The 17,638-nt window shown below is 60.0% G+C and carries 19 protein-coding genes and 4 pseudogenes; 13 read left to right on the forward strand and 10 right to left on the reverse strand.

All coding sequences use genetic code 11. The annotated features are described in order from the left end of the window. The first annotated feature begins 43 nt into the window (after positions 1-43). The 5 genes and pseudogenes from O7A61_RS14090 to O7A61_RS14110 all read left to right on the forward strand — a co-directional run bounded on the left by O7A61_RS14090 (position 44) and on the right by O7A61_RS14110 (position 3,380). Positions 44-1,045 carry an ABC transporter permease gene (locus tag O7A61_RS14090; RefSeq protein WP_337130322.1) on the forward strand — a complete coding sequence of 334 codons (1,002 nt, stop codon included), beginning with the start codon at positions 44-46 and terminating at the stop codon, positions 1,043-1,045. Further along, positions 1,042-1,868, forward strand: a pseudogene (locus O7A61_RS14095) (ATP-binding cassette domain-containing protein). The gene O7A61_RS14090 and the pseudogene O7A61_RS14095 overlap by 4 nt, the downstream one beginning before the upstream one ends. Before the next feature lie 104 nt (positions 1,869-1,972). Next, positions 1,973-2,284, forward strand: coding sequence for a MocE family 2Fe-2S type ferredoxin (locus tag O7A61_RS14100; protein ID WP_337130340.1), 312 nt, complete (start codon positions 1,973-1,975; stop codon positions 2,282-2,284). A gap of 121 nt (positions 2,285-2,405) precedes the next feature. Continuing rightward, a pseudogene (locus tag O7A61_RS14105) lies at positions 2,406-2,666 on the forward strand (Gfo/Idh/MocA family oxidoreductase); the annotation flags it as partial. 75 nt (positions 2,667-2,741) lie between these two features. Continuing rightward, entirely contained in the window at positions 2,742-3,380 is a 639-nt protein-coding gene (locus O7A61_RS14110; protein ID WP_337130341.1) for a Gfo/Idh/MocA family protein, read from the forward strand. Positions 3,381-3,444: 64 nt separating this feature from the next. Here O7A61_RS14110 and O7A61_RS14115 read toward each other — a convergent pair. After that, positions 3,445-4,405 (reverse strand): annotated as a pseudogene (locus O7A61_RS14115) (sugar phosphate isomerase/epimerase family protein). Positions 4,406-4,435: 30 nt separating this feature from the next. Beyond that, positions 4,436-4,501, reverse strand: coding sequence for a ribbon-helix-helix protein, CopG family (locus O7A61_RS32595; protein WP_442921069.1), 66 nt, complete (start codon positions 4,499-4,501; stop codon positions 4,436-4,438). Between the two features lie 76 nt (positions 4,502-4,577). On the opposite strand from O7A61_RS32595, the gene O7A61_RS14120 reads away from it, so the two are divergent. The 4 genes from O7A61_RS14120 to O7A61_RS14135 all read left to right on the forward strand — a co-directional run bounded on the left by O7A61_RS14120 (position 4,578) and on the right by O7A61_RS14135 (position 8,585). Continuing rightward, positions 4,578-5,594, forward strand: a complete 1,017-nt coding sequence (locus tag O7A61_RS14120) for a Gfo/Idh/MocA family protein (protein WP_337130323.1) — start codon at positions 4,578-4,580, stop codon at positions 5,592-5,594. 1 nt (position 5,595) lies between these two features. After that, positions 5,596-6,585 carry an inositol 2-dehydrogenase gene (gene iolG / locus O7A61_RS14125; protein WP_337130324.1) on the forward strand — a complete coding sequence of 330 codons (990 nt, stop codon included), beginning with the start codon at positions 5,596-5,598 and terminating at the stop codon, positions 6,583-6,585. A 27-nt stretch (positions 6,586-6,612) separates the two neighbouring features. Continuing rightward, positions 6,613-7,782 (forward strand): Gfo/Idh/MocA family protein, encoded by a 1,170-nt coding sequence (locus tag O7A61_RS14130; protein WP_337130325.1) that lies wholly within the window; start codon positions 6,613-6,615, stop codon positions 7,780-7,782. Between the two features lie 332 nt (positions 7,783-8,114). Continuing rightward, entirely contained in the window at positions 8,115-8,585 is a 471-nt protein-coding gene (locus O7A61_RS14135) for a VOC family protein (RefSeq protein ID WP_337130326.1), read from the forward strand. A 333-nt stretch (positions 8,586-8,918) separates the two neighbouring features. On the opposite strand, the gene O7A61_RS14140 is transcribed toward O7A61_RS14135, so the two are convergent. The 3 genes from O7A61_RS14140 to O7A61_RS14150 form a co-directional block, all read right to left on the reverse strand. Beyond that, positions 8,919-9,779: a sigma-70 family RNA polymerase sigma factor gene (locus O7A61_RS14140; RefSeq protein WP_337130327.1), complete on the reverse strand. Its 861-nt coding sequence runs from the start codon at positions 9,777-9,779 to the stop codon at positions 8,919-8,921. Then, positions 9,776-10,249 (reverse strand): carboxymuconolactone decarboxylase family protein, encoded by a 474-nt coding sequence (locus O7A61_RS14145; RefSeq protein ID WP_337130328.1) that lies wholly within the window; start codon positions 10,247-10,249, stop codon positions 9,776-9,778. The genes O7A61_RS14140 and O7A61_RS14145 overlap by 4 nt, the downstream gene beginning before the upstream one ends. Before the next feature lie 261 nt (positions 10,250-10,510). Further along, positions 10,511-11,425, reverse strand: a complete 915-nt coding sequence (locus tag O7A61_RS14150) for a LysR family transcriptional regulator (protein ID WP_337130329.1) — start codon at positions 11,423-11,425, stop codon at positions 10,511-10,513. Between the two features lie 115 nt (positions 11,426-11,540). On the opposite strand from O7A61_RS14150, the gene O7A61_RS14155 reads away from it, so the two are divergent. The 4 genes from O7A61_RS14155 (at position 11,541) to O7A61_RS14170 (ending at position 14,099) form a co-directional block, all read left to right on the forward strand. Next, positions 11,541-11,921: a hypothetical protein gene (locus O7A61_RS14155; RefSeq protein WP_337130330.1), complete on the forward strand. Its 381-nt coding sequence runs from the start codon at positions 11,541-11,543 to the stop codon at positions 11,919-11,921. A 304-nt stretch (positions 11,922-12,225) separates the two neighbouring features. After that, positions 12,226-12,981, forward strand: a complete 756-nt coding sequence (locus O7A61_RS14160; protein ID WP_337130331.1) for a helix-turn-helix transcriptional regulator — start codon at positions 12,226-12,228, stop codon at positions 12,979-12,981. Between the two features lie 74 nt (positions 12,982-13,055). Then, the gene (locus tag O7A61_RS14165) at positions 13,056-13,658 is read left to right on the forward strand and encodes an acyl-homoserine-lactone synthase (protein WP_337130332.1); all 603 of its coding nucleotides are present in this window, start codon (positions 13,056-13,058) and stop codon (positions 13,656-13,658) included. A 30-nt stretch (positions 13,659-13,688) separates the two neighbouring features. Continuing rightward, entirely contained in the window at positions 13,689-14,099 is a 411-nt protein-coding gene (locus tag O7A61_RS14170) for a LysR family transcriptional regulator (protein ID WP_337130333.1), read from the forward strand. A 20-nt stretch (positions 14,100-14,119) separates the two neighbouring features. Here the strand turns inward: O7A61_RS14170 and O7A61_RS14175 are convergent, their stop codons facing one another. The 5 genes and pseudogenes from O7A61_RS14175 to O7A61_RS14195 form a co-directional block, all read right to left on the reverse strand. Beyond that, on the reverse strand, positions 14,120-14,350 hold the full coding sequence (locus O7A61_RS14175; RefSeq protein WP_337130334.1) for a DUF2274 domain-containing protein: 231 nt from the start codon (positions 14,348-14,350) through the stop codon (positions 14,120-14,122). Then, positions 14,347-15,555, reverse strand: a complete 1,209-nt coding sequence (locus O7A61_RS14180; protein WP_337130335.1) for a TrbI/VirB10 family protein — start codon at positions 15,553-15,555, stop codon at positions 14,347-14,349. The genes O7A61_RS14175 and O7A61_RS14180 overlap by 4 nt, the downstream gene beginning before the upstream one ends. Continuing rightward, positions 15,552-16,559, reverse strand: coding sequence for a P-type conjugative transfer protein TrbG (gene trbG, locus O7A61_RS14185; protein WP_337130336.1), 1,008 nt, complete (start codon positions 16,557-16,559; stop codon positions 15,552-15,554). The genes O7A61_RS14180 and trbG overlap by 4 nt, the downstream gene beginning before the upstream one ends. 53 nt (positions 16,560-16,612) lie before the next feature. Beyond that, the gene (trbF, locus tag O7A61_RS14190) at positions 16,613-17,299 is read right to left on the reverse strand and encodes a conjugal transfer protein TrbF (RefSeq protein ID WP_337130337.1); all 687 of its coding nucleotides are present in this window, start codon (positions 17,297-17,299) and stop codon (positions 16,613-16,615) included. Continuing rightward, a pseudogene (locus O7A61_RS14195) lies at positions 17,296-17,638 on the reverse strand (P-type conjugative transfer protein TrbL); the annotation flags it as partial. The gene trbF and the pseudogene O7A61_RS14195, both read right to left, overlap by 4 nt.

Below are 17,638 nucleotides of genomic sequence, written 5' to 3' on the forward strand. Positions count from 1 at the left end.
CACCAACGAAAATAATCAACTGGGAGAACTCGGGAGGATCCAAATGGAAAAGCTATCGATCGAAAATCTGCTAAGGCGACCCGAGATGGGGGCCTTCCTGGGGATGGTCTTCGTGGCCGTGTTCTTCACCATCTTCGGAGGCGTTCTGTTCATCTCGCCGCAGGGCGCGGCAAGCTGGCTGAATGTCGCCGCGAACCTCGGCATTATCGCGATCCCAATCGGCTTCCTGATGATCGCCGGCGAGCTCGATATTTCGATCGGCGCGATGGTTCCCGCCGCGTCGATGTGCATCGGCATTCTTTGTGGCCACTACGGCCTGCCGACGGCGCTCGGCATTGTTATCACTTTGGGGTTCGGCGTCCTGATCGGCCTGATCAATGGCATCATCGTCATTCGCACGGCCGTTCCGTCGCTGATCGTGACCATGGGCACGCTCTTCGCAGTTACCGGGTTGGTGCTGTTTCTCTCCATCGTCCTGACGAACACGACCTCGGTCACGATGACCGCGGCACCGTGGGCGAAAGTGATCTTCGGCAGCTTCGTCAACCACACCTTCCAAGTCATCGTTTTCTGGTGGCTCGGATTGACCGCGCTTTACTTCTGGTTCCTCCACCTTTCCCCTTGGGGCAACTGGCTGTTCGGGCTCGGCGGCGACAAGGTCTCGGCCCGCAACGCCGGCATCCCGACGGACAAGCTGACCGTCGCCCTGTTCGTTTTGTCCTCGGTCAGCGCGGCTTTCGTCGGCATGTGCCAGACGATCCTATTCAATTCGGCCCAGGTTTCGGCGGGGCAGAGCTACATATTCAATTCGATCATCTCGGTTGTCGTGGGCGGAGTGCTGTTGACAGGGGGATTCGGCTCGGTGATCGGCATCTTCTTTGGCACGATCACTTTCGCGATCGTCAACCAGGGCATCTATTTCACGTCGTTCGACCGCAACCTTTCCAGCCTGATCATTGGCGTCATGCTTCTGATCGCGGTGCTCACCAACAACACCTTCCGCGAGATGGCATTGCGCATTCCCCTCAAGAAGAAGGGAGCATGACAGTGGCCGACAACACGCCAATCCTGGAACTGCGCAACGTCAACAAGTCGTTCGGTCCAATCGACGTTCTGCATGACATCTCGCTTAGGGTGCGCGCCGGCGAAGTGCTTTGCCTGCTCGGTGACAATGGCGCCGGCAAATCGACGCTCATCAAAACCATGGCCGGCGTGTACAAGCCGACCACTGGCCAGATCCTGATGGATGGACAGCCGGTGGTGTTCAACAATCCCCGCGAGGCGGGCGAACGCGGTATCGCGACCGTCCACCAGTTTGGCGGCACGTTCGCGCTGATGACCATTGGACGCTCCTTCTTCATCGGGTCGAACCAACCCGGGGATGGGGACCGTTCAAGATCTTCGATCGCAAGAAGGCCAATGCCATCGCCGTGAAGGCGGTGCAGGACTTCGGCATCACCCGCATCGACGATGGCGATCGTCTCGTCGGCGGTCTGTCGGGTGGTGAACGTCAGTCGCTCGCGATCGCACGCGCCGTGCATTTCGGTGCGCGGGTTCTCATCCTCGACGAACCGACGGCCGCTCTCGGCGTGAAGCAAGCCACGCACGTCCTGCGCATAGTCAACGAGGCCAAGCGGCGCGGGCTTGCGGTGGTCTTCATCACCCATCAGGTGATGCACGCTATGACCGTCGGCGACCACTACGCGGTCCTCATTCGCGGCGCCGTCGCCGCCGATTTCCGCAAGGGCGAGAAAACCCGTGAGGAGATCACCGACCTGATGGCTGGCGGCGAGACAATGATGGATCTTGAAAAGCAGATCGAAGGCTACATGGAGTCGCACGAAGGCCATCCACCGCAGCCGGTGTGACCGTCAAACCTCCCGAGACGCCATTCCTCGGCGTCTTTAACTGGTCGGCGGAGCCAACTCCGCCGACCAGTCTTTCTGAAATCTTCGAGACAGAGAAACTGGAAATGACTTCCTGGATCAGCGCATGTGCGACGAATGACATCGAAGCCGAAGAGGTTACCCGCTTCGATCATGGCGGGCGCACATTCGCCATTTATCATTCGCCGGAGGACGAGTATTTTGCGACCGATGGCCTTTGCACACACGAAAAGGTCCACCTTGCCGATGGCCTGGTCTTGGGGGACACAATCGAGTGTCCGAAACACAATGCCGCGTTCAACTACAAGACCGGCCAAGTGCTGCGCGCGCCGGCCTGCATTAATCTGCGCGTCTATCCCGTTAAGGTAGAAGGCGGACAGATTTTCATCAAGATATGATCGGCCGGAACAATCCTATTCGCTCAAGTAAGTTCTGCCAGTGAGATTGCAGGGATTGCTACCGCGCAAACAACGGAGTCAAACCATGTCTGTCCGTCTCGCAATAATCGGTGCTGGTATCATGGGCAGCGACCATGCCCGGATATTCGCGGCGGAATTGCCCGGCGCAAAGATCCAGGTCGTGTGCGACGCGTCGGCAGAGCGAGCAAAGCATCTCGCTGACAGCATAGGTGCAACGCATGCTCTCACGGATCCCGAAATCGCGATCAGGCGCGCAGACGTAGATGCCGTGATAATCGCCAGCCCAGATGTCACTCATGCGCCTCTTTCGTTGGCCTGCGCTGGAGTGCGGAAGCCGGTTCTTTGCGAAAAGCCCCTGTCGCAGTCGTCACAGGAATGCGTTAGGGTAATCGAGGCCGAGATGGCCGCCGGTCGGCGTTTCATCCAACTCGGCTTCATGCGCCGCTTCGACCAGTCCTATGCGGAAATGAAAGCAGCGTTGGATCAGGGGCGGCTCGGCCGGGCGCTGGTCATGCACAATTTCCACCGAAACGTGGAGACGCCGGCAGCCGATTTTACCGGAGCAATGGCGATCACCAACTCGGCACCGCACGAATTCGATGTCGCACGTTTCGTGCTTGGCGTCGAATTCGCCGCCATCTCCGCCTTTCAGCCGCGCCGTTCCGACGCAAAAGTAGCTCCCGTGGTCATGGTTCTGGAAACCGCAGATTGGCAGTTGGTGAACATCGAAATCAACAACAATGCCGCCTACGGCTATGATGTTCGAGCGGAACTTGTCGGCGAACTTGGCGCGATTTCGATGAACGCGCCAAGCTATTCGAAGCTCGATGCCAACCTTCGGCAGACTGTAGGCTACGACGCAGATTGGCGACGCCGCTATGCTGAAGCCTACCGGCGCCAGAACCGCGCGTTCCTGACGTTCGTTCGCACGGGCGAATTCGCTGCAATCGCCGCCGATGCCTGGGATGGATATTGTGCTGCCGTCGTCGGCGAGGCCGGCGTTCGAGCACTGATCGAAAAGCGGCGGGTAGCTGTAGACATGGCCGCACAGCCGACCTTCTACCGAGACAACTGAGTGCGAAGGGCCGGTCGAAAGATCAGGCCGTCAACCCGGTCGAGCGGCCTAAAGTTCATCCCCCTCAGATTGCCTGCAGCTTGTAGTCGGACGCCTTGACCGGTGCCACGCCGCGCAACAGCGCCACGGACCTCTCGAGCCCTTCAAGCGAGTTCAGGATGATGTCCTCATGCTCGATGGACAGCCAGCCATCATATCCGCCCATCTTGAGGCGGTAGCAGAACTCACGCCACCATTTCTCGTCATGGCCAAAGCCGAGGGTGATGTAGGACCACGACCGCGCCGGGATATCGGTCAGTCCACCATTCTCGAGCAGGCCGGTCGTCGCCTGGACGCGGCTGTTCAACAGCGTGTCCTTGGCATGCACGTGATAGATGGCGCCGCCAAGAAACTCGGCAACCACGAGCGGGTCGGCTCCCATCCAGAAAAGGTGGCTCGGGTCAAGATTGGCGCCGACGACGGGACCGACCGCCTCGCGAAGCCGAAGCAGCGTCGGAACGTTGTAGACGCACTGGTTGCCGTGCAATTCCAGGGCAATGCGTTCCACGCCTGAGGATTTCGCGAGCTCGACGATTTCCGACCAGAAGGGGGCGAGAACCTCGTTCCACTGATAGTCGAGTATCTTGCGCGTTTCCGGCGGCCAGCTTGCTACGACCCAGTTCGGAATCACGTCCTGGCTGCTGCCACCCGGCAAGCCCGACATCGTGCAGACGGTCTTGATACCCAGGTCGCCCGCAAGGCGGATCGTATCCTTGAGGCACTCCCCCCTGCTTCCTGTCGGTCGGATGGGTAGGGTTGCCGTTGGCGTTGAGGCTGATCACCTCGAGGCCTCGGGTCTTGAATGCGTCGAGGAAGGATTTTCGCGCGTCAGCGCTGCTCTTCATCTTCGCCAGGTCAAAATGCGGCGCTGTCGACCACCCGCCCGTGTTCACCTCGACCCCGTCGACGCCGAGGCGGGCTGCCTCATCAAGCACTTGCTCGAAACCAAGCCCGCCAAGGCTGTCCGATACGAATCCGATCTTCATGGCTGTCTCCTCACCGGCCTAGCCGCGCTGCTAGCGCCGGCCAAGCCATAGCCGGATCGCCCGTCGCATCGCATCGTGTCGACTGATTGAATTCAATCAGGAAGCCATCTGCGCAGCATTGAAGCTTGTGCCACTTCTATCGCCGCTTCGTAGCCGATGGAGGAGGATGGATATGACGGCGCAAAACGTTCCCGTCCGATGGGGCATACTCGGCGCCTCGCGAATCGCCGATGGCTCGATCCTGCCCGGCCTCGGCAAGAGCGCCGCGGGCAAAGCCGTGGCCGTCGCCGCGCGTGACGAGACGCGGGCCAGGACGCTGGCGGACAGGCATGGAGTGCCGAAGGCATATGGCAGCTACGAGGCGCTTCTGTCGGATCGGGAAGTTGAAGCGGTCTATATAGGGCTTCCCAATCACCTCCACGTCGAATGGGCGCGCCGCGCGGCCGCGGCGGGCAAACATGTGCTCGTCGAGAAGCCGGGAGCAATGCGCCGCGCGGAGTATCAGGCACTGGATGGCGTCGATCCGGCGCTCAAGATATCGGAGGCCTTCATGGTCCGCCACCAGCCCCGGTGGATCGAATTGCGCAACATCTTGAGGTCCGGTCGCTTTGGCGCGCCGAAGACGTTTTCCTCGCTGCTGTCATTCTTCATGACGAACGCCGACGACTTTCGCCAAAAGCCGGAATTCGGCGGCGGCGCCTACTACGATCTCGGCTGCTACACCGCGATGGCCGCCCGCTATGTATTCGACGCCGAGCCCCGGCGCGTGCTGGCGCTGATGGACACCGACGAAGGGGGGATCGACCTCTTCTCATCCGTCGTCCTTGATTTCGGGCAGGGGCGACACGCGACGTTCATGGTGTCGCTGGCACAGGCGTCGTCTCAATCGATCCAGATCGTTTGCGAGCGCGCCTTCATCACGCTTCCGCAAGCCTATGTGCCGTCGCGGACGAAACCGAATCTGATCCTGATCGACACATCGGCCGACCACGCGAATTCGCAGATCCAGACGATCGAATTTCCAGCACTCGATCAATACGAGGCCGAGGTGACGAATTTCTCCCGTGCGATACGCGGCGAGGACGTTCCCTACTTCGGTCTGGCTGACGCACGAGCCGGCGCAGCGGTTGGCGACGCTGTCTTCGCCTCGGCCCGATCTGGCTCATGGATAGACGTGAAAGGAATTTGAGATGACTGTAAGACTTGCCCTGATCGGCGCGGGACGAATTGCCAAGGTTCATGCTGCCGCAATCCTGAGCCTGGAAGACGCCGATCTCGTCGCCGTTGCCGACGCCATGCCCGGAGCGGCGGAAGCCTTGGCAGCCCGCTGCGGAAGCCGCGTGATGGGCGTCGACGAGATTGCGGCCCATCCAGATATCGACGCTGTCCTGATCTGCACTCCGACAGACACGCACGCCGGCCTGATCGAGCTTTTCGCCAAGGCAGGCAAGCACGTCTTCTGCGAAAAGCCGGTCGACCTGGACATCAAGCGGGCCACGGAGGTCGTGCGGATCGCGGACAAAGCCAAGATCAAGCTGATGCTTGGTTTTAACCGGAGATATGATCCGAACTTTGCAGCTGTGCGTAAGGCGATCGACGAAGGCAAGATCGGCGAGGTCGAGATGGTCACGATCACCTCGCGCGACCCGCGAGCCCCGGACCTCAGCTATGCCTCCAGGTCGGGTGGAATCTTCCGCGACATGACGATCCATGATCTCGACATGGCGCGCTTCATGCTCGGCGAGGAGCCCATATGGGTTTCCGCGCATGCGTCCGTGCTCATCGAGCCCGAGCTTAGGCAGATTGGAGATTTCGACAGTGCTACGGTCATCCTCGAGACGGCCTCGGGCAAACAGGCAGTGATCAGCAATTCGCGCCGCGCGACCTATGGCTACGACCAGAGGGTCGAGGTGCATGGCTCGCTCGGGGTTTTGAACGCTGAAAACCAGACCGAGAATTCAGTCCGCCTGGGAACCGCCCAAGGCTATGCGAGCGCGCCGCTGCTGAACTTCTTCATGACCCGCTACACGGCATCATATGCCGGGGAGATCGAAGAGTTCGTGACGTGCATCGCGGAGGATCGGACTCCCAGGACAACCGGCAAGGACGGCGTGCTCGCCTTGAAACTCGCGAATGCCTGCATCGCTTCGGTCGAGCAGCATAAGCGCGTTGCGGTCTAACAATTCTATTTGGGAGGTCGAGCAACCATGTCATTCAAGGGTATCGCTGTCGTCGGCGCCGGTATGATTGGTGCCGCGCATGCCGCCGCCTATCGCCAATTCGCCCATCGCTTTGGAGACGGCTCGGCCAAGCTTGACACGGTTTGCGATGTCAACGGCGATATGGCGCGCACCCTCGCGACGAATTGGGGTTTCGAACGGACCGCGGCCGATTGGAAAACTGTCATCGCCGACCCGGACATCGATGTCGTTTCGGTCTGCCTGCCGAACTACCTGCACACCGAAGTGACGCTTGCGGCATTGCACGCCGGGAAGCACGTCCTGTGCGAGAAACCACTTGCCCTCGACGCGGCGTCCGCCAGGCCTGTCAGGGACGCCGCGCGTTCAGCCAGTTCCATCTCCGGGACCGTTTTCAACTATCGCCGCATACCCGCCGTGGCCGACATCAAGGCCCGGATCGAAGCCGGGGAACTCGGCAAGCCGGTGCAGATCTCGGTTCTCTTCCAATGCGACTACGCGGCTGATCCGCTACTGCCGCATTCCTGGCGCTACGAGTTCGCCAAGGCCGGACCTGGTGCGCTGCTCGATGTCGGAACGCACGCGGTCGACATGATGCGGTTCTTGTTCGGTGACATTTCCGAAGTCGTGGGTGCTGTGTCGACGATCTCGATCGCGGAGCGCCGGCTTCCTGTCAGCCCCACGTCGGGCCACGAGCATGTGGAACTCTCGGACGCCACCGCCAAGGTCGACAATGATGACGTGATGTCCGGCCTGGTTCGCTTCGTCAACGGCGCACAGGGCTATGTGTCTGCCAGCCGAGTTACCGTTGGGACGGGCAACCGTTTGACAATCGAGGTGACGGGAACGAACGGGACTGCCCGCTACTCCACGGAGTTCCCAACCTACTTTGAGTTTGCACTCCTCGACGATGGTTCGGCCAGAGCCTTTCGAAAGATTGCGAACAGCCCACGCTCCCCGAACGTAGCATCTCTCGCCGCCGTTCCGCATGACTTGGTGTCGGTTGGCTACGCCGAGTGGTTTGGCTTCATGATCCACGAATTTCTAGATTGTGCCGACAAGCGAAAGGCTTTCGCCAACGGCTCGATCGAGGATGGCTACCGCGCAGCCCAGGTCCTCGATGCTATTCACCGCTCAAGCACAGAGAAGTCGTCGGTAGAAGTCCATTGGACCGACTGAAGCATCCCCACAGGAGCTCGCTGGATTGACCGCCGCTAGCGGCGGAGATGGATCTGCCGAATGGTAGGTCCGTCCGCTTTCAATCCGGTTATGCCGAAAGCGGATATTCTGCTTGCAACCCCACCGCAGGCGTTTGAAGACAAGCAGCGAACCGCTATTGGCCAGCAGCGCTTCGCACCTTGTTATTCCCATACTGGTTCTTGTTGCGCAGTCGGACAAGCTGCCTAACGGCGGCCACGTCGCGATCAGAACGACCGGAGCGCATTTCAACGCACCACGGAGGAACCTTCAATTTCATCGCTTGACCTAAAGGTAAGTTGAGGTTGTACGACTTGGAAAACCGCAAAATCCAAAGGAAAAACATGCTGAAAAGCCAGGTGGTTATCCCTTATGTGAACGTTAGCGACGGTTGGAAGGCACTCGACTTCTACAAGCGGGCTTTTGGCGCCGACGTGAGCAACACTATCGAAAGAGAAGACGGAAAGCTGGCGCACGCCGATGTCGTCGTCGCCGGTGCGCGCTTCATGATGCGGGAGGAATATCCTGCCTACAATTTTCGAAGCCCTACTGCATTGGGTGGGACCGCAGTGAATCTCTTCGTGTATGTCGATGACGTTTCCAGCTTTATAGATCGGGCCATTGTCGAAGGTGCAACCGTTGTCCGTCCTGTGGAGGAGCAGTTCCATGGCGATCTGCTGGCCGAGCTCGAAGACCCGTTCGGTCACTCGTGGTTCTTTGCGACGCACATCTCCGACATGACTGAAGGGGAGCTCACCGAGCGCGCAAAGGAAGCCGGTTTATAGGTCTCCATCGCAACAAGTGCTGGCCGCCAGCACCGGACAAGGCGCCTCAGTTGCGCCTCTCCACCGGAGGACAAAGCAAGAAGCTACTCGATTGCGACCTGACATCCGCAGGCCGGAGATGCGGGTACTGGTGTTCCCCGCTTTGCCGGTGACCTGGAACAATATCCTGATCTGCGAAAAGTCCGCACTAGGACCCTTCGGCTGCAACCAGACCCCCGGGACCGAACACAGCGATCGGATCGTGTTGACGAATGGGTACAGGCTCACAGAGCATCGACACGTCCTTCGTGATCTCATCAGACGAGTACCATGCGACCCGATTGGGCTGGGGACCTAATGCAAATGCCTCAACTTGTCAGGGTTCCGCACCACATAGATCGCTGTGATTTTTCCTTCCTCAATATCGAGCGCGGTTGTCGAGAACTCGCCGTCGGCCTCAATCGTGATGAACCCAGGCAGCCCGTTTATGAAACCGAAACGGACGAGTTTCGAGCCGTGCTTGCGGAACAAAGGCGTGAGATCTTCCTGGGCTTTGATGACGGCATCTAAGCCGAAGATCGGCTCTATGGCGGCCGGGCGCTTGCCGCCGCCGTCAGCATGAAGGCTAACGTCAGCCGCCAACATCGCACCGAAGGTCTTCATGTCGCCACTCCGAGAGGCGACAAAAAAAGCCTCGGCAAGCGCGAATCCGCGTTGCTTTTCCACATGGAAACGAGGTCTCGCCGTGCGGACATGGCTGCGTGCGCGGCCAGCGAGTTGGCGGCAAGCCGCCGGGTCGCGCTGGATGGTCTCCGAGACCTCATCGAATCCCAGCCCGAACACGTCATGCAGCAAGAAGGCTGCTCGCTCAAGCGGAGAGAGGCGTTCCAGCGCAAGCATCAGCGGTAAGGTGACGTCGTCTTCGTTCTCCTCTTCCACGACGGGATCCGGAAGCCAGGAGCCAACATAAGTCTCACGCTGGCGTCGCGCGGATTTGAGCTGATCGAGACAAAGGCGCGTGACGGTGCGGTGCAGGAACGCCTCGGGCTCTCGCACCTCCGTGCGGTCGGCCTTCATCCAACGGATGAAGGCCTCCTGCACCACATCCTCGGCATCAGTCACCGAGCCGAGCATGCGATAGGCAACGCGCATGAGCTTTGGGCGCAGCGGCTCGAAGCCAACTGCTGCACCCTCGGCTCCGCCGTTCGTTGTCAAGCTGCGGCCGCCTTTGCCGCAGGTCTTATCGCTGCTGGATCGAGCCAGCCACCAAAGCCGACCGCAAGGCGGTTGAACCCGTTGATGACATTGATGAGAAGCGTCAGGTTGACCTGCTCCTCCTCCGTGAACTCAGCCTTTAGTGCTCCATATGCGTTTGCATGGGTGTGTCCCTCGGAGAGCCGCGTCAGCGCCTCGGTCCAGCCGAGCGCCGCGCGTTCACGGTCGGTGTAGCAAGGCGCCTCGCGCCAGGCCGACAGCAGGTAGATGCGCTGCTCGGTTTCTCCCTTTTCGCGCGCAAACGTCGTATGCAGGTTGATGCAGTTGGCGCAGCCGTTGATCTGGGAGGCACGGATCTCCACAAGCTCAGCAAGGCTGGGCTCGATGCTGGAGGAAATCGCGAACGATGTGCGCTGCCATTCTTTAATCAGCGCGGGAGCAGCGGCTAGAATATCAAGCTTGGCGATCATGGTCGGTTTCCTTCTGTGGGTTCCGAGATCATGACGAGCCAGAAGCCGCCAATGTGACATTAGGCCAATAATATTAGCTGCAGACGCGGAGATTTGAGAGACTTTACCACCGCGGGATGTTCACGACAGACCGCATCGCGTCGGTTCCTAGCCTAATTCCAGCGCGCGCCGCCGCCCACGGCCACGCTCGTCTCCATGATGCCCCCGAGCACTGCGTTGTCGGCCTTGCAGTTCCGTGCTCAAGGACCTGCCGGCAGTGTCTCAGCTATGATCGGCTCGGGCCGCTTTCGAAACTTGCGGCACGGCCTCCATAACGAATTCAAAGAATGCTCGCGCAGCCGCTGTCATTTGACGATTGCCGTGATGGACCGCGTAAATTGCACCCGATCCAGCGTCGTGGCGGCTCATGATCTGAACCAGGCGACCGGAAGTCATATGTTCCAACGCGAGTGCCGCGGGCGCGACCACAATTCCAAGTCCGTCGACAGCGGCTGATAACGCTGCCGGGAGCCCGTTCGCAGCCAGTCGCCCCTTGAGAACAAGATCATGAGTCCCATCAGGGCCGGCGACCGGGAGTGCGGCGTGATCCAGCGACCCACCTTGAATGATGAAGTCGTGCTCGCGCAACTCGCCAATCGTGTGGGGCTCGCCATTGCGTCGCAGGTAATCGGGGCTTGCGAGCAGGATTTTCGAAGCACTCCAGAGCTTGCGCGCGACCAGGTTCTCGTTTTCAGGAAGCCCCGACTGGAACGAGAGGTCGATCTTTTCGCCAGCCAAATCGACCACCTGGTCAGTCAGGACGAGCTCGATCTTGACGTCGTCATAAATGCGAAGGAACGCCCCGATCCACTGCGCCAATGAGCGGTTGCCGAATTCCACGGGTGCGGCGATCCGGATCAGACCGGTCGGCTTGGTTTTTGCTGCAACGAGTTGCTGATGTGCCGATCCCAGATGGCTGATCCCAATCGTGGCGTTTTCAAGAAAGACATGGCCGAGCGCCGTCAGTTGCACCCGCCGAGTCGTCCTATTGAAAAGCCGCACGCCAAGCGATGCTTCGAGTTGTGCCACTTGGCGGCTGACGTTTGCTTTCGGCAGGCCAAGAACCCTCGCTGCGGCTGCAAAACTACCGGCCTCCATGACGGCGACAGCCAGTGCAACCTTGTTTAGGTCGAGCATCGATTGTCTCATTCTTCGATCCAATGCGTATCAAGTGCTGTATCTAGTGAGACAGATTAACTTTCGCTATATCAGGCGGCGGATAACACGCGGCTGATTTCCAAGCGAGGCGAGCATGGTGAAGGAACGGATATTGATTGTGGGGCTCGATCCCAAGCGAATACAGTTTGGAGGCGAGCGCGGACTGACGGCAGAGAAAGTCAGCGCCGCAGGCGATGTGACGAATGCCCGGTTGGCGGCTCTGGGGCACGATGTTCAAGCATGGCTCATCGCGCCCGATGCGACTGTCGAGCCGCTGGTTGAACTGCTCGAAAAAGGCGACTTCAGTGTGATCTTGGTCGCTGCCGGTCTGCGCGGCTTGCCGGAACATACGCTGCTGTTTGAGACCATTATGAACGTCATTCATAAAAGGGCGCCCTCTGCGTCTCTCTGCTTCAACAGTCGTCCGACTGATGCCTTCGATGCAATTATGCGTCATATCAAGAGTTCTGAATAAGTGCGATTGGAGCTGCCGACAGTGTGCTAGCGATGGCGTCGCCGCCAAGCTCCAAACTGACGCATCCGTACACCGCATACGCCCGGCCCGGCGCGATGCCGCTGGCATCGAGCTGCTGGTCGCAATGCTGGAACCTAGGGTACGAAACGCAGGTCATCGCTCGTGAGCGAGTGAGCGCACGGTCAGGTGTCAAGCTGAGCATGTCGCCGGAAGTCGCTCCGCGCGCATCCGTTTGACGACACCCGGATGCGAACTGCGGCGCAAAAGCCGTTGCTCAACTTTTGCTTGTCGGGAACTGGAGCAAATGGTCAGGAGAGCAACAGGAGTTTGGCGCAGCCGTCTTGATGATACGTTCGAATTTCTGAGCAGAATTCAGCAGAGCTCAACCCAACAAGAAATCTGCCGAGTTTTGCTTTTCTGTGCGGAGCGATTTGGCGGTAAAAACTTGCTGGCGGGACCGATACCTCCGCCTCATGCCTTAAGACGTGAGCAGGTTTCGCATGTACTGCTCGATGCCTGGCCGGAGCAATGGTCTGAGCGCTATTTTTCAAAAGGCTATCTTTTTCGCGACCCAACCATCCAGCTCGTAAACCGGGGTAACGCACCCTTTCTCTGGAGCGAAATTGGGAAAATCTTCAAGATCTCTCCCTTCGGCCGCATGATTATGGACGAGGCTGCCGAGTTCAAGTTGCGCGAAGGTTTGACAGTACCTTTCGCGACATTAGATGGGCGGCCGGTTGGTTTTTCCATTGCGGGCGAAAGGCTCGATCCGGATCCTCACGAACGCCTCGCGTTTCAGTTCGTTGCCGCTTGCGCTTTCGGCTGCGCAATTATTCTTGCAGATGGAGAACGAAATTCGCGAGCAGTACGTCTGTCTCCGCGGCAACAGGACGTACTGCGCTGGGCGTCCGAGGGCCTCACTGTGGATGAAATCGCTGATCGCCTTAGCATTAGTCGCAACACGGCAGATACTCACCTGCGATCGGTGCGGGAGAGGCTCGGGGTGACAAGCACAGTACATGCTGTCGCGGAAGCTTTTCGCCACGGTTTGATCGCCTAACTCACGCAATCGCGTGATGCCGCCCTCTTCCTGGAAGGACCATTGGTTGACCTCGAAACTGGAGGGCAACAAAGATGGTACTTGTCGTTACGGCGCAGAATTCGGAAGAACATCAAGCGGAATTGGATGAGGCATTCCGCCTACGCCACAAGGTGTTTGTCGAAGAAAAGGGCTGGGCGGATCTGCGGCGCGAAGACGGTCGTGAGATCGACCGCTTCGACGATGAGCACGCAGTCCACATGCTCTTTACCGCTGAAGATCGAGTCGTGGGTTATCAGCGCATGCTGCCTTCGACGCGCCCTCACCTTTTGTCGGAGGTCTTGTCGGACTTGTGCGAAGGCGAGCGGCCGGTCGGAGAGAACATCTGGGAGTGGACGCGCTACTGCGTGGAGCCGCAATTTCGCGAACGGGGACGGATGCTGAGCCCTGTGGCGAATGCGCTTTTGTCCGCTATCGTTGAATGGGGCCTTGGCAGCGGCATCGACACGATCATCATCGAAATGAACCCGCTTTGGCTGCTGCGCCTGGTTCAGTTGCATTTCCGAGTGACGCCGCTGGGTTTGCCGAAATTGATCGGGGGCGAAGAGACGGTTGCGGTGACCGCAAGGTTCGATGAACGCACGCTGCAAAGGCTTCGTGAAACTCGAAGCCCCAATGCCATCACATCGATGTCCTGACAGCGATCACGGTCAGTGAAGAGCAATGCGATGCAACGCGCGGTCAATCTGCTCACGCTTCGTTGTGCGCTGGTCGTCGCCGAGGAAGGCAGCTTTCTCGGCGCATCGCGTCGACTGCGAATTCACCATTCCGCGCTCAGCAGGCGCATAAAAGATCTCGAATGGTCATTGGGCGTGGCTTTGTTCGAACGCCACCCAGGCGGGGTCAGGGCAACGGGTGCCGGCGAGCGTTTCCTAACCACTATAGGCCCCATTCTCAGCAATCTCGACGGTGCGCTCGCGATGGTTGAAGAACCCGAAACAAAGATGTCCCGCCCCCCGGTTGGATTGGCCGGGCAATGCTGGAACTGCTGTCTTCTCGATGCAATCGCCGCCTCGATTGATGACAATCCCGATTCCGCAGCTTTGATCGCGTGTCGCCGAAAACACGATTCGACCTGATTCCCAGGAATCGGAAAGCGCTATCCGCCATGTTTTGGATCGCGCCGGGCACGACTGAACGCCCTGTCTGTCATCATGAACCGAGCCAGCATTGGCGCAATGAGTTTCGCAGGATCGGCGGCTGGCTGTCCCGTCTCGCGGGCGAGCACTTCGGCATAGGCGGCCAAGTCCCGGTGAACGGCCGCTGGCAGTTCGATCGTCAATTTGACCGGCCGATCGTCCGGAATTGCGGAGAGCTTAAGTTTGCTCATGACCGATCCTTCATTGTGCCATAGGGCTCCAGCACCAAATCGCGATTGACGATGATGCGAACCGGAAAACCCGGCCGGATGGTGAGCGTCGGCTGAACGCCAAGCTGATTACGCACGACCTGCTGGCCGATATTGGAGGCTGAGTCCTGCGCGCCTTCACGAATGGCCTTGGCAATATCGCTTTCGTCGTTTCGGGAACCCAGAGACGTCCCGATCCCCAGCAGGGTCGAAAGCGCTGCGGCCTTGAATAGTTGACCCCAGTGATGGTCTACATCGTCCTCAAGGCCGGCAAACCCTGCAGTGTCCGCTCCCTGCTGGCGCTCCAGCACGATGGAGGTCCCATCGGGCATGATGAGCCGGTTCCAGACCAAAAGCACTCTCGACTGACCGAATGCGACTTGGCTGTCGTATTGCCCGATCAGTCGGGCGCCCTGCGGAACCAGAAGATACGATCCTGTCGGGCTGTCAAAGACATTCTCCGTAACCTGAGCGGTGATCTGGCCGGGAAGATCGGAGCGAATGCCGGTGATGAGCGCAGCCGGAATTATGGTGCCCGCCTCGACGATGTAGGGCGAGGCTTTTTCCATGAGCCGGTCGGGACTGACGGTGCGGCGGTCAGGCGCTGCATTGGCGAAGGCAGTTTTACGGTCCTGCATGTTTTGATCGGTGCCTGGATCGAGCGCCGGCGGTTCGGGCAGCGATGCCAATCCAGACCTGGCATCTGCTGCGAGATTGCCTGCCACCGTTCGCGCGGGATTTGCCCCCGCGTTCGTATCGGTGAACAATTTCGCGACGCGAGCGGCCTCGAGCTCGGCCAGGCGACGTTGCTCTTCCGGATCGGCGCGCGGTCCGCGGATGTCCGGCACCTGGATCGGCTGTCCGCGCTCTTGGGCGCGCAGGATCGGCCGTCCGAGGTCGCCCGGCAGCGGGGGACCTAGTTTGGGAATGCCAGAATAATCCTTTGGCAGGCCCTGCAGCCCGTCAGCGGTGGTGCGGTTTTCCGTGGTAAAAAGTTCGGACGGCTGCTCGTCGCCGCGACGTCTGCTGTCGAGCGCCCAGACAAGCGTTCCGAGGAGGGCGACGCTAGCGACGCCGCCAAGGCCAACGAGCACCTTGCGCGACAGCCGCGTAACCCGGGCGGGTTCGGGCCGCAGCCGCAGGTCCGCCCTGATATCCGAGTTCGGCGAATTGGCGGTGTCGCTCATCGAAACAGGCCCACGCTGCGCTGCGGCTTTCTTCCATCCGTGCGCACGATGCGGACACGCTTCTCACTTGTCTTGTCCCCCAGCCTCAGTTCGGCCGCGGCAAACAGGCGGTCGACGACATAGTAGTTTTGCCGGGCGCGGTAGTTGACCAGTTCGGAGCCGCCTGACGGACCAACGACGAAGAGCGGCGGCATTTCACCCTGGCCGATGCCCGATGGGAATTCGATGTAGACTTTTGAGCCATCGTCGAAAGCGCGCAGTGGCTTCCAGGGTGCCGCATCACCCTCGACGCGATAGCGAAAATTGAGTTTCTGGATGTCGACGCCGGAAGTTACCGGCTGCGCGGTGGAGGCTTGCGCATTCTGTCGCCTCAACGCGATCAACTGGTCCTGCGGATATTGCCATGAAACCGAGGCCATGTAGGTTTTCTCGGTCGAGCGCAGCTCGAGATGATAGGTCCGACGGTCGCTGTTGATGACCAGGTTGGTTTGTAGATCGGGGCGGGTCGGCTTGACGAGGATGTGAACCTGAAGCTGTTCCCCTGCCCCACTCTGTGTATCGCCGATGATCCAGCGCACCGTATCGCCGGCAGCGACGGGACCTGACCCGACAAGCTGCTCACCCGGCTGCAGGGCGATGTCCGTGACCTGGCCGGGCGCGGCATAGATCTGGTAGAGCGCACCCTCGCTCCAGGGATAGAGTTGGATCGCGTTAATGAAGCCGTCGCGGACGGGCTGCATGCGCGCCGCCTCATTCGCCTGGCTGATCCGTTGTTTGGGATCGGCCGGCTCGGTCTCCGCCTTGCTGATCCCGATCGGCTTCAGCTGACCGGGAAGCGGGAGCGGTTTTGCGACCTCCACCACCTTCACCGGACCGAGAGGATCGGCTTTGCGGACAGCAGGCGCGGCATCGTCGTAGTCGATCTCGGGCGGAATGTATTTTTTCGAGGCGCAACCGGCGAGCACTGTCGCGGATAACAGCCCGACGGCAAGCATGCTAGCCATCGGCATGCTGCACGCGGTTTGTCTCGCCGATTTCCGGGTCCGTGCCGCACGCATCATGAAAGCTCCTTCGACCAGTTTATGGCGTTGACATAGACACCGAGCGGATTGGCTTTCAGCCGCTCGGCATCGCGGGGTTGCTGAATCACGATTGTGAGGATGGCGGTCCAACGTTCGGTGCTGGCCAGACTGCCGTTTTCGTAGCGGCGTTCGGTCCAGGCGACGCGGAATGAATCCGGCGAGGCACGGATGACGCTGGAGACATCGATCGCGATCTGGATCTTGCCCACTTTGGCAAAGGGATCATTGAGGCGAGCGTAGTCGTTGAGCGAGATGGCGCCCCGGTCGGTGGTGTAGTCGTAGGCGCGCAGCCAGTTCTGGCGCACGACGACCGGATCGTCCGGAATGCTTCTTAACTGTTCGATGAAGCGGGCGAGATGCCATGCGATTTGCGGATCGGTCGGCTTGAAGTCGGCCATAGCCGAGGCGACCACCTGCGCCTCACCGAACTTGTCGACTTGAACGACCCAGGGAACGACGGAGCCGCGCGCCGACTGCCAGACCAATGCCGCGGCGAAGCCACCGGCGAGCACAAGCGAGCCGAATGCCATCAGCCGCCAGTTCTTTGCCTGCACCCGGGCCGAGCCTATGCGCTCATCCCAGGCCTGTGCTGCGCGCTGGTACGGCGTCTCGGGCTGCGGCGTGGTGCCATAACGAACGGAAGGTCGTTTGAAGGGGTTCATCGGTGGTCATCCTGATGGAGAGAGACATTCATCGAGCCGCCGCCATGATCGCCGGAGCGGATGGAATGAGCGGCCGTGCTGGCGCCATGGCTCATTGCCTGGCCGCGCTTCATGCGATTGGCCCACTCCGGCGGCGAGCCGGCTGTGGAGTTGGGATGGGATGCGGAGAGCGGTCCGGCAAAGGAGGAACCGTTTGCGGCTTCGCCGGTACTGCCAACGACCGATTGTCCGCCAGTCGCAGCCCACCCGGCAGAGCGGCCGGATTGATTGCTGCCGCTCAGCGCCGACGCAGCGCGCGACATGGCTTGCTTGACGGGCTGAACAGCGGCTCCAACCCCG

Source organism: Mesorhizobium sp. Cs1321R2N1, from assembly GCF_037179725.1.
GTDB classification, from domain to species: Bacteria; Pseudomonadota; Alphaproteobacteria; order Rhizobiales; family Rhizobiaceae; genus Mesorhizobium; species Mesorhizobium salmacidum.

Coding starts and splice junctions, on each gene's coding strand:
- O7A61_RS14090 (WP_337130322.1), top strand. CDS start 44: ATGGAAAAGCTATCGATCGAAAATCTGCTAAGGCGACCCGAGATGGGG.
- O7A61_RS14100 (WP_337130340.1), top strand. CDS start 1,973: ATGACTTCCTGGATCAGCGCATGTGCGACGAATGACATCGAAGCCGAA.
- O7A61_RS14110 (WP_337130341.1), top strand. CDS start 2,742: ATGCGCCGCTTCGACCAGTCCTATGCGGAAATGAAAGCAGCGTTGGAT.
- O7A61_RS14120 (WP_337130323.1), top strand. CDS start 4,578: ATGACGGCGCAAAACGTTCCCGTCCGATGGGGCATACTCGGCGCCTCG.
- iolG (WP_337130324.1), top strand. CDS start 5,596: ATGACTGTAAGACTTGCCCTGATCGGCGCGGGACGAATTGCCAAGGTT.
- O7A61_RS14130 (WP_337130325.1), top strand. CDS start 6,613: ATGTCATTCAAGGGTATCGCTGTCGTCGGCGCCGGTATGATTGGTGCC.
- O7A61_RS14145 (WP_337130328.1), bottom strand. CDS start 10,249: ATGATCGCCAAGCTTGATATTCTAGCCGCTGCTCCCGCGCTGATTAAA.
- O7A61_RS14150 (WP_337130329.1), bottom strand. CDS start 11,425: ATGCTCGACCTAAACAAGGTTGCACTGGCTGTCGCCGTCATGGAGGCC.
- O7A61_RS14155 (WP_337130330.1), top strand. CDS start 11,541: ATGGTGAAGGAACGGATATTGATTGTGGGGCTCGATCCCAAGCGAATA.
- O7A61_RS14160 (WP_337130331.1), top strand. CDS start 12,226: ATGGTCAGGAGAGCAACAGGAGTTTGGCGCAGCCGTCTTGATGATACG.
- O7A61_RS14165 (WP_337130332.1), top strand. CDS start 13,056: ATGGTACTTGTCGTTACGGCGCAGAATTCGGAAGAACATCAAGCGGAA.
- O7A61_RS14170 (WP_337130333.1), top strand. CDS start 13,689: ATGCAACGCGCGGTCAATCTGCTCACGCTTCGTTGTGCGCTGGTCGTC.
- O7A61_RS14175 (WP_337130334.1), bottom strand. CDS start 14,350: ATGAGCAAACTTAAGCTCTCCGCAATTCCGGACGATCGGCCGGTCAAA.
- O7A61_RS14180 (WP_337130335.1), bottom strand. CDS start 15,555: ATGAGCGACACCGCCAATTCGCCGAACTCGGATATCAGGGCGGACCTG.
- trbG (WP_337130336.1), bottom strand. CDS start 16,559: ATGGCTAGCATGCTTGCCGTCGGGCTGTTATCCGCGACAGTGCTCGCC.
- trbF (WP_337130337.1), bottom strand. CDS start 17,299: ATGAACCCCTTCAAACGACCTTCCGTTCGTTATGGCACCACGCCGCAG.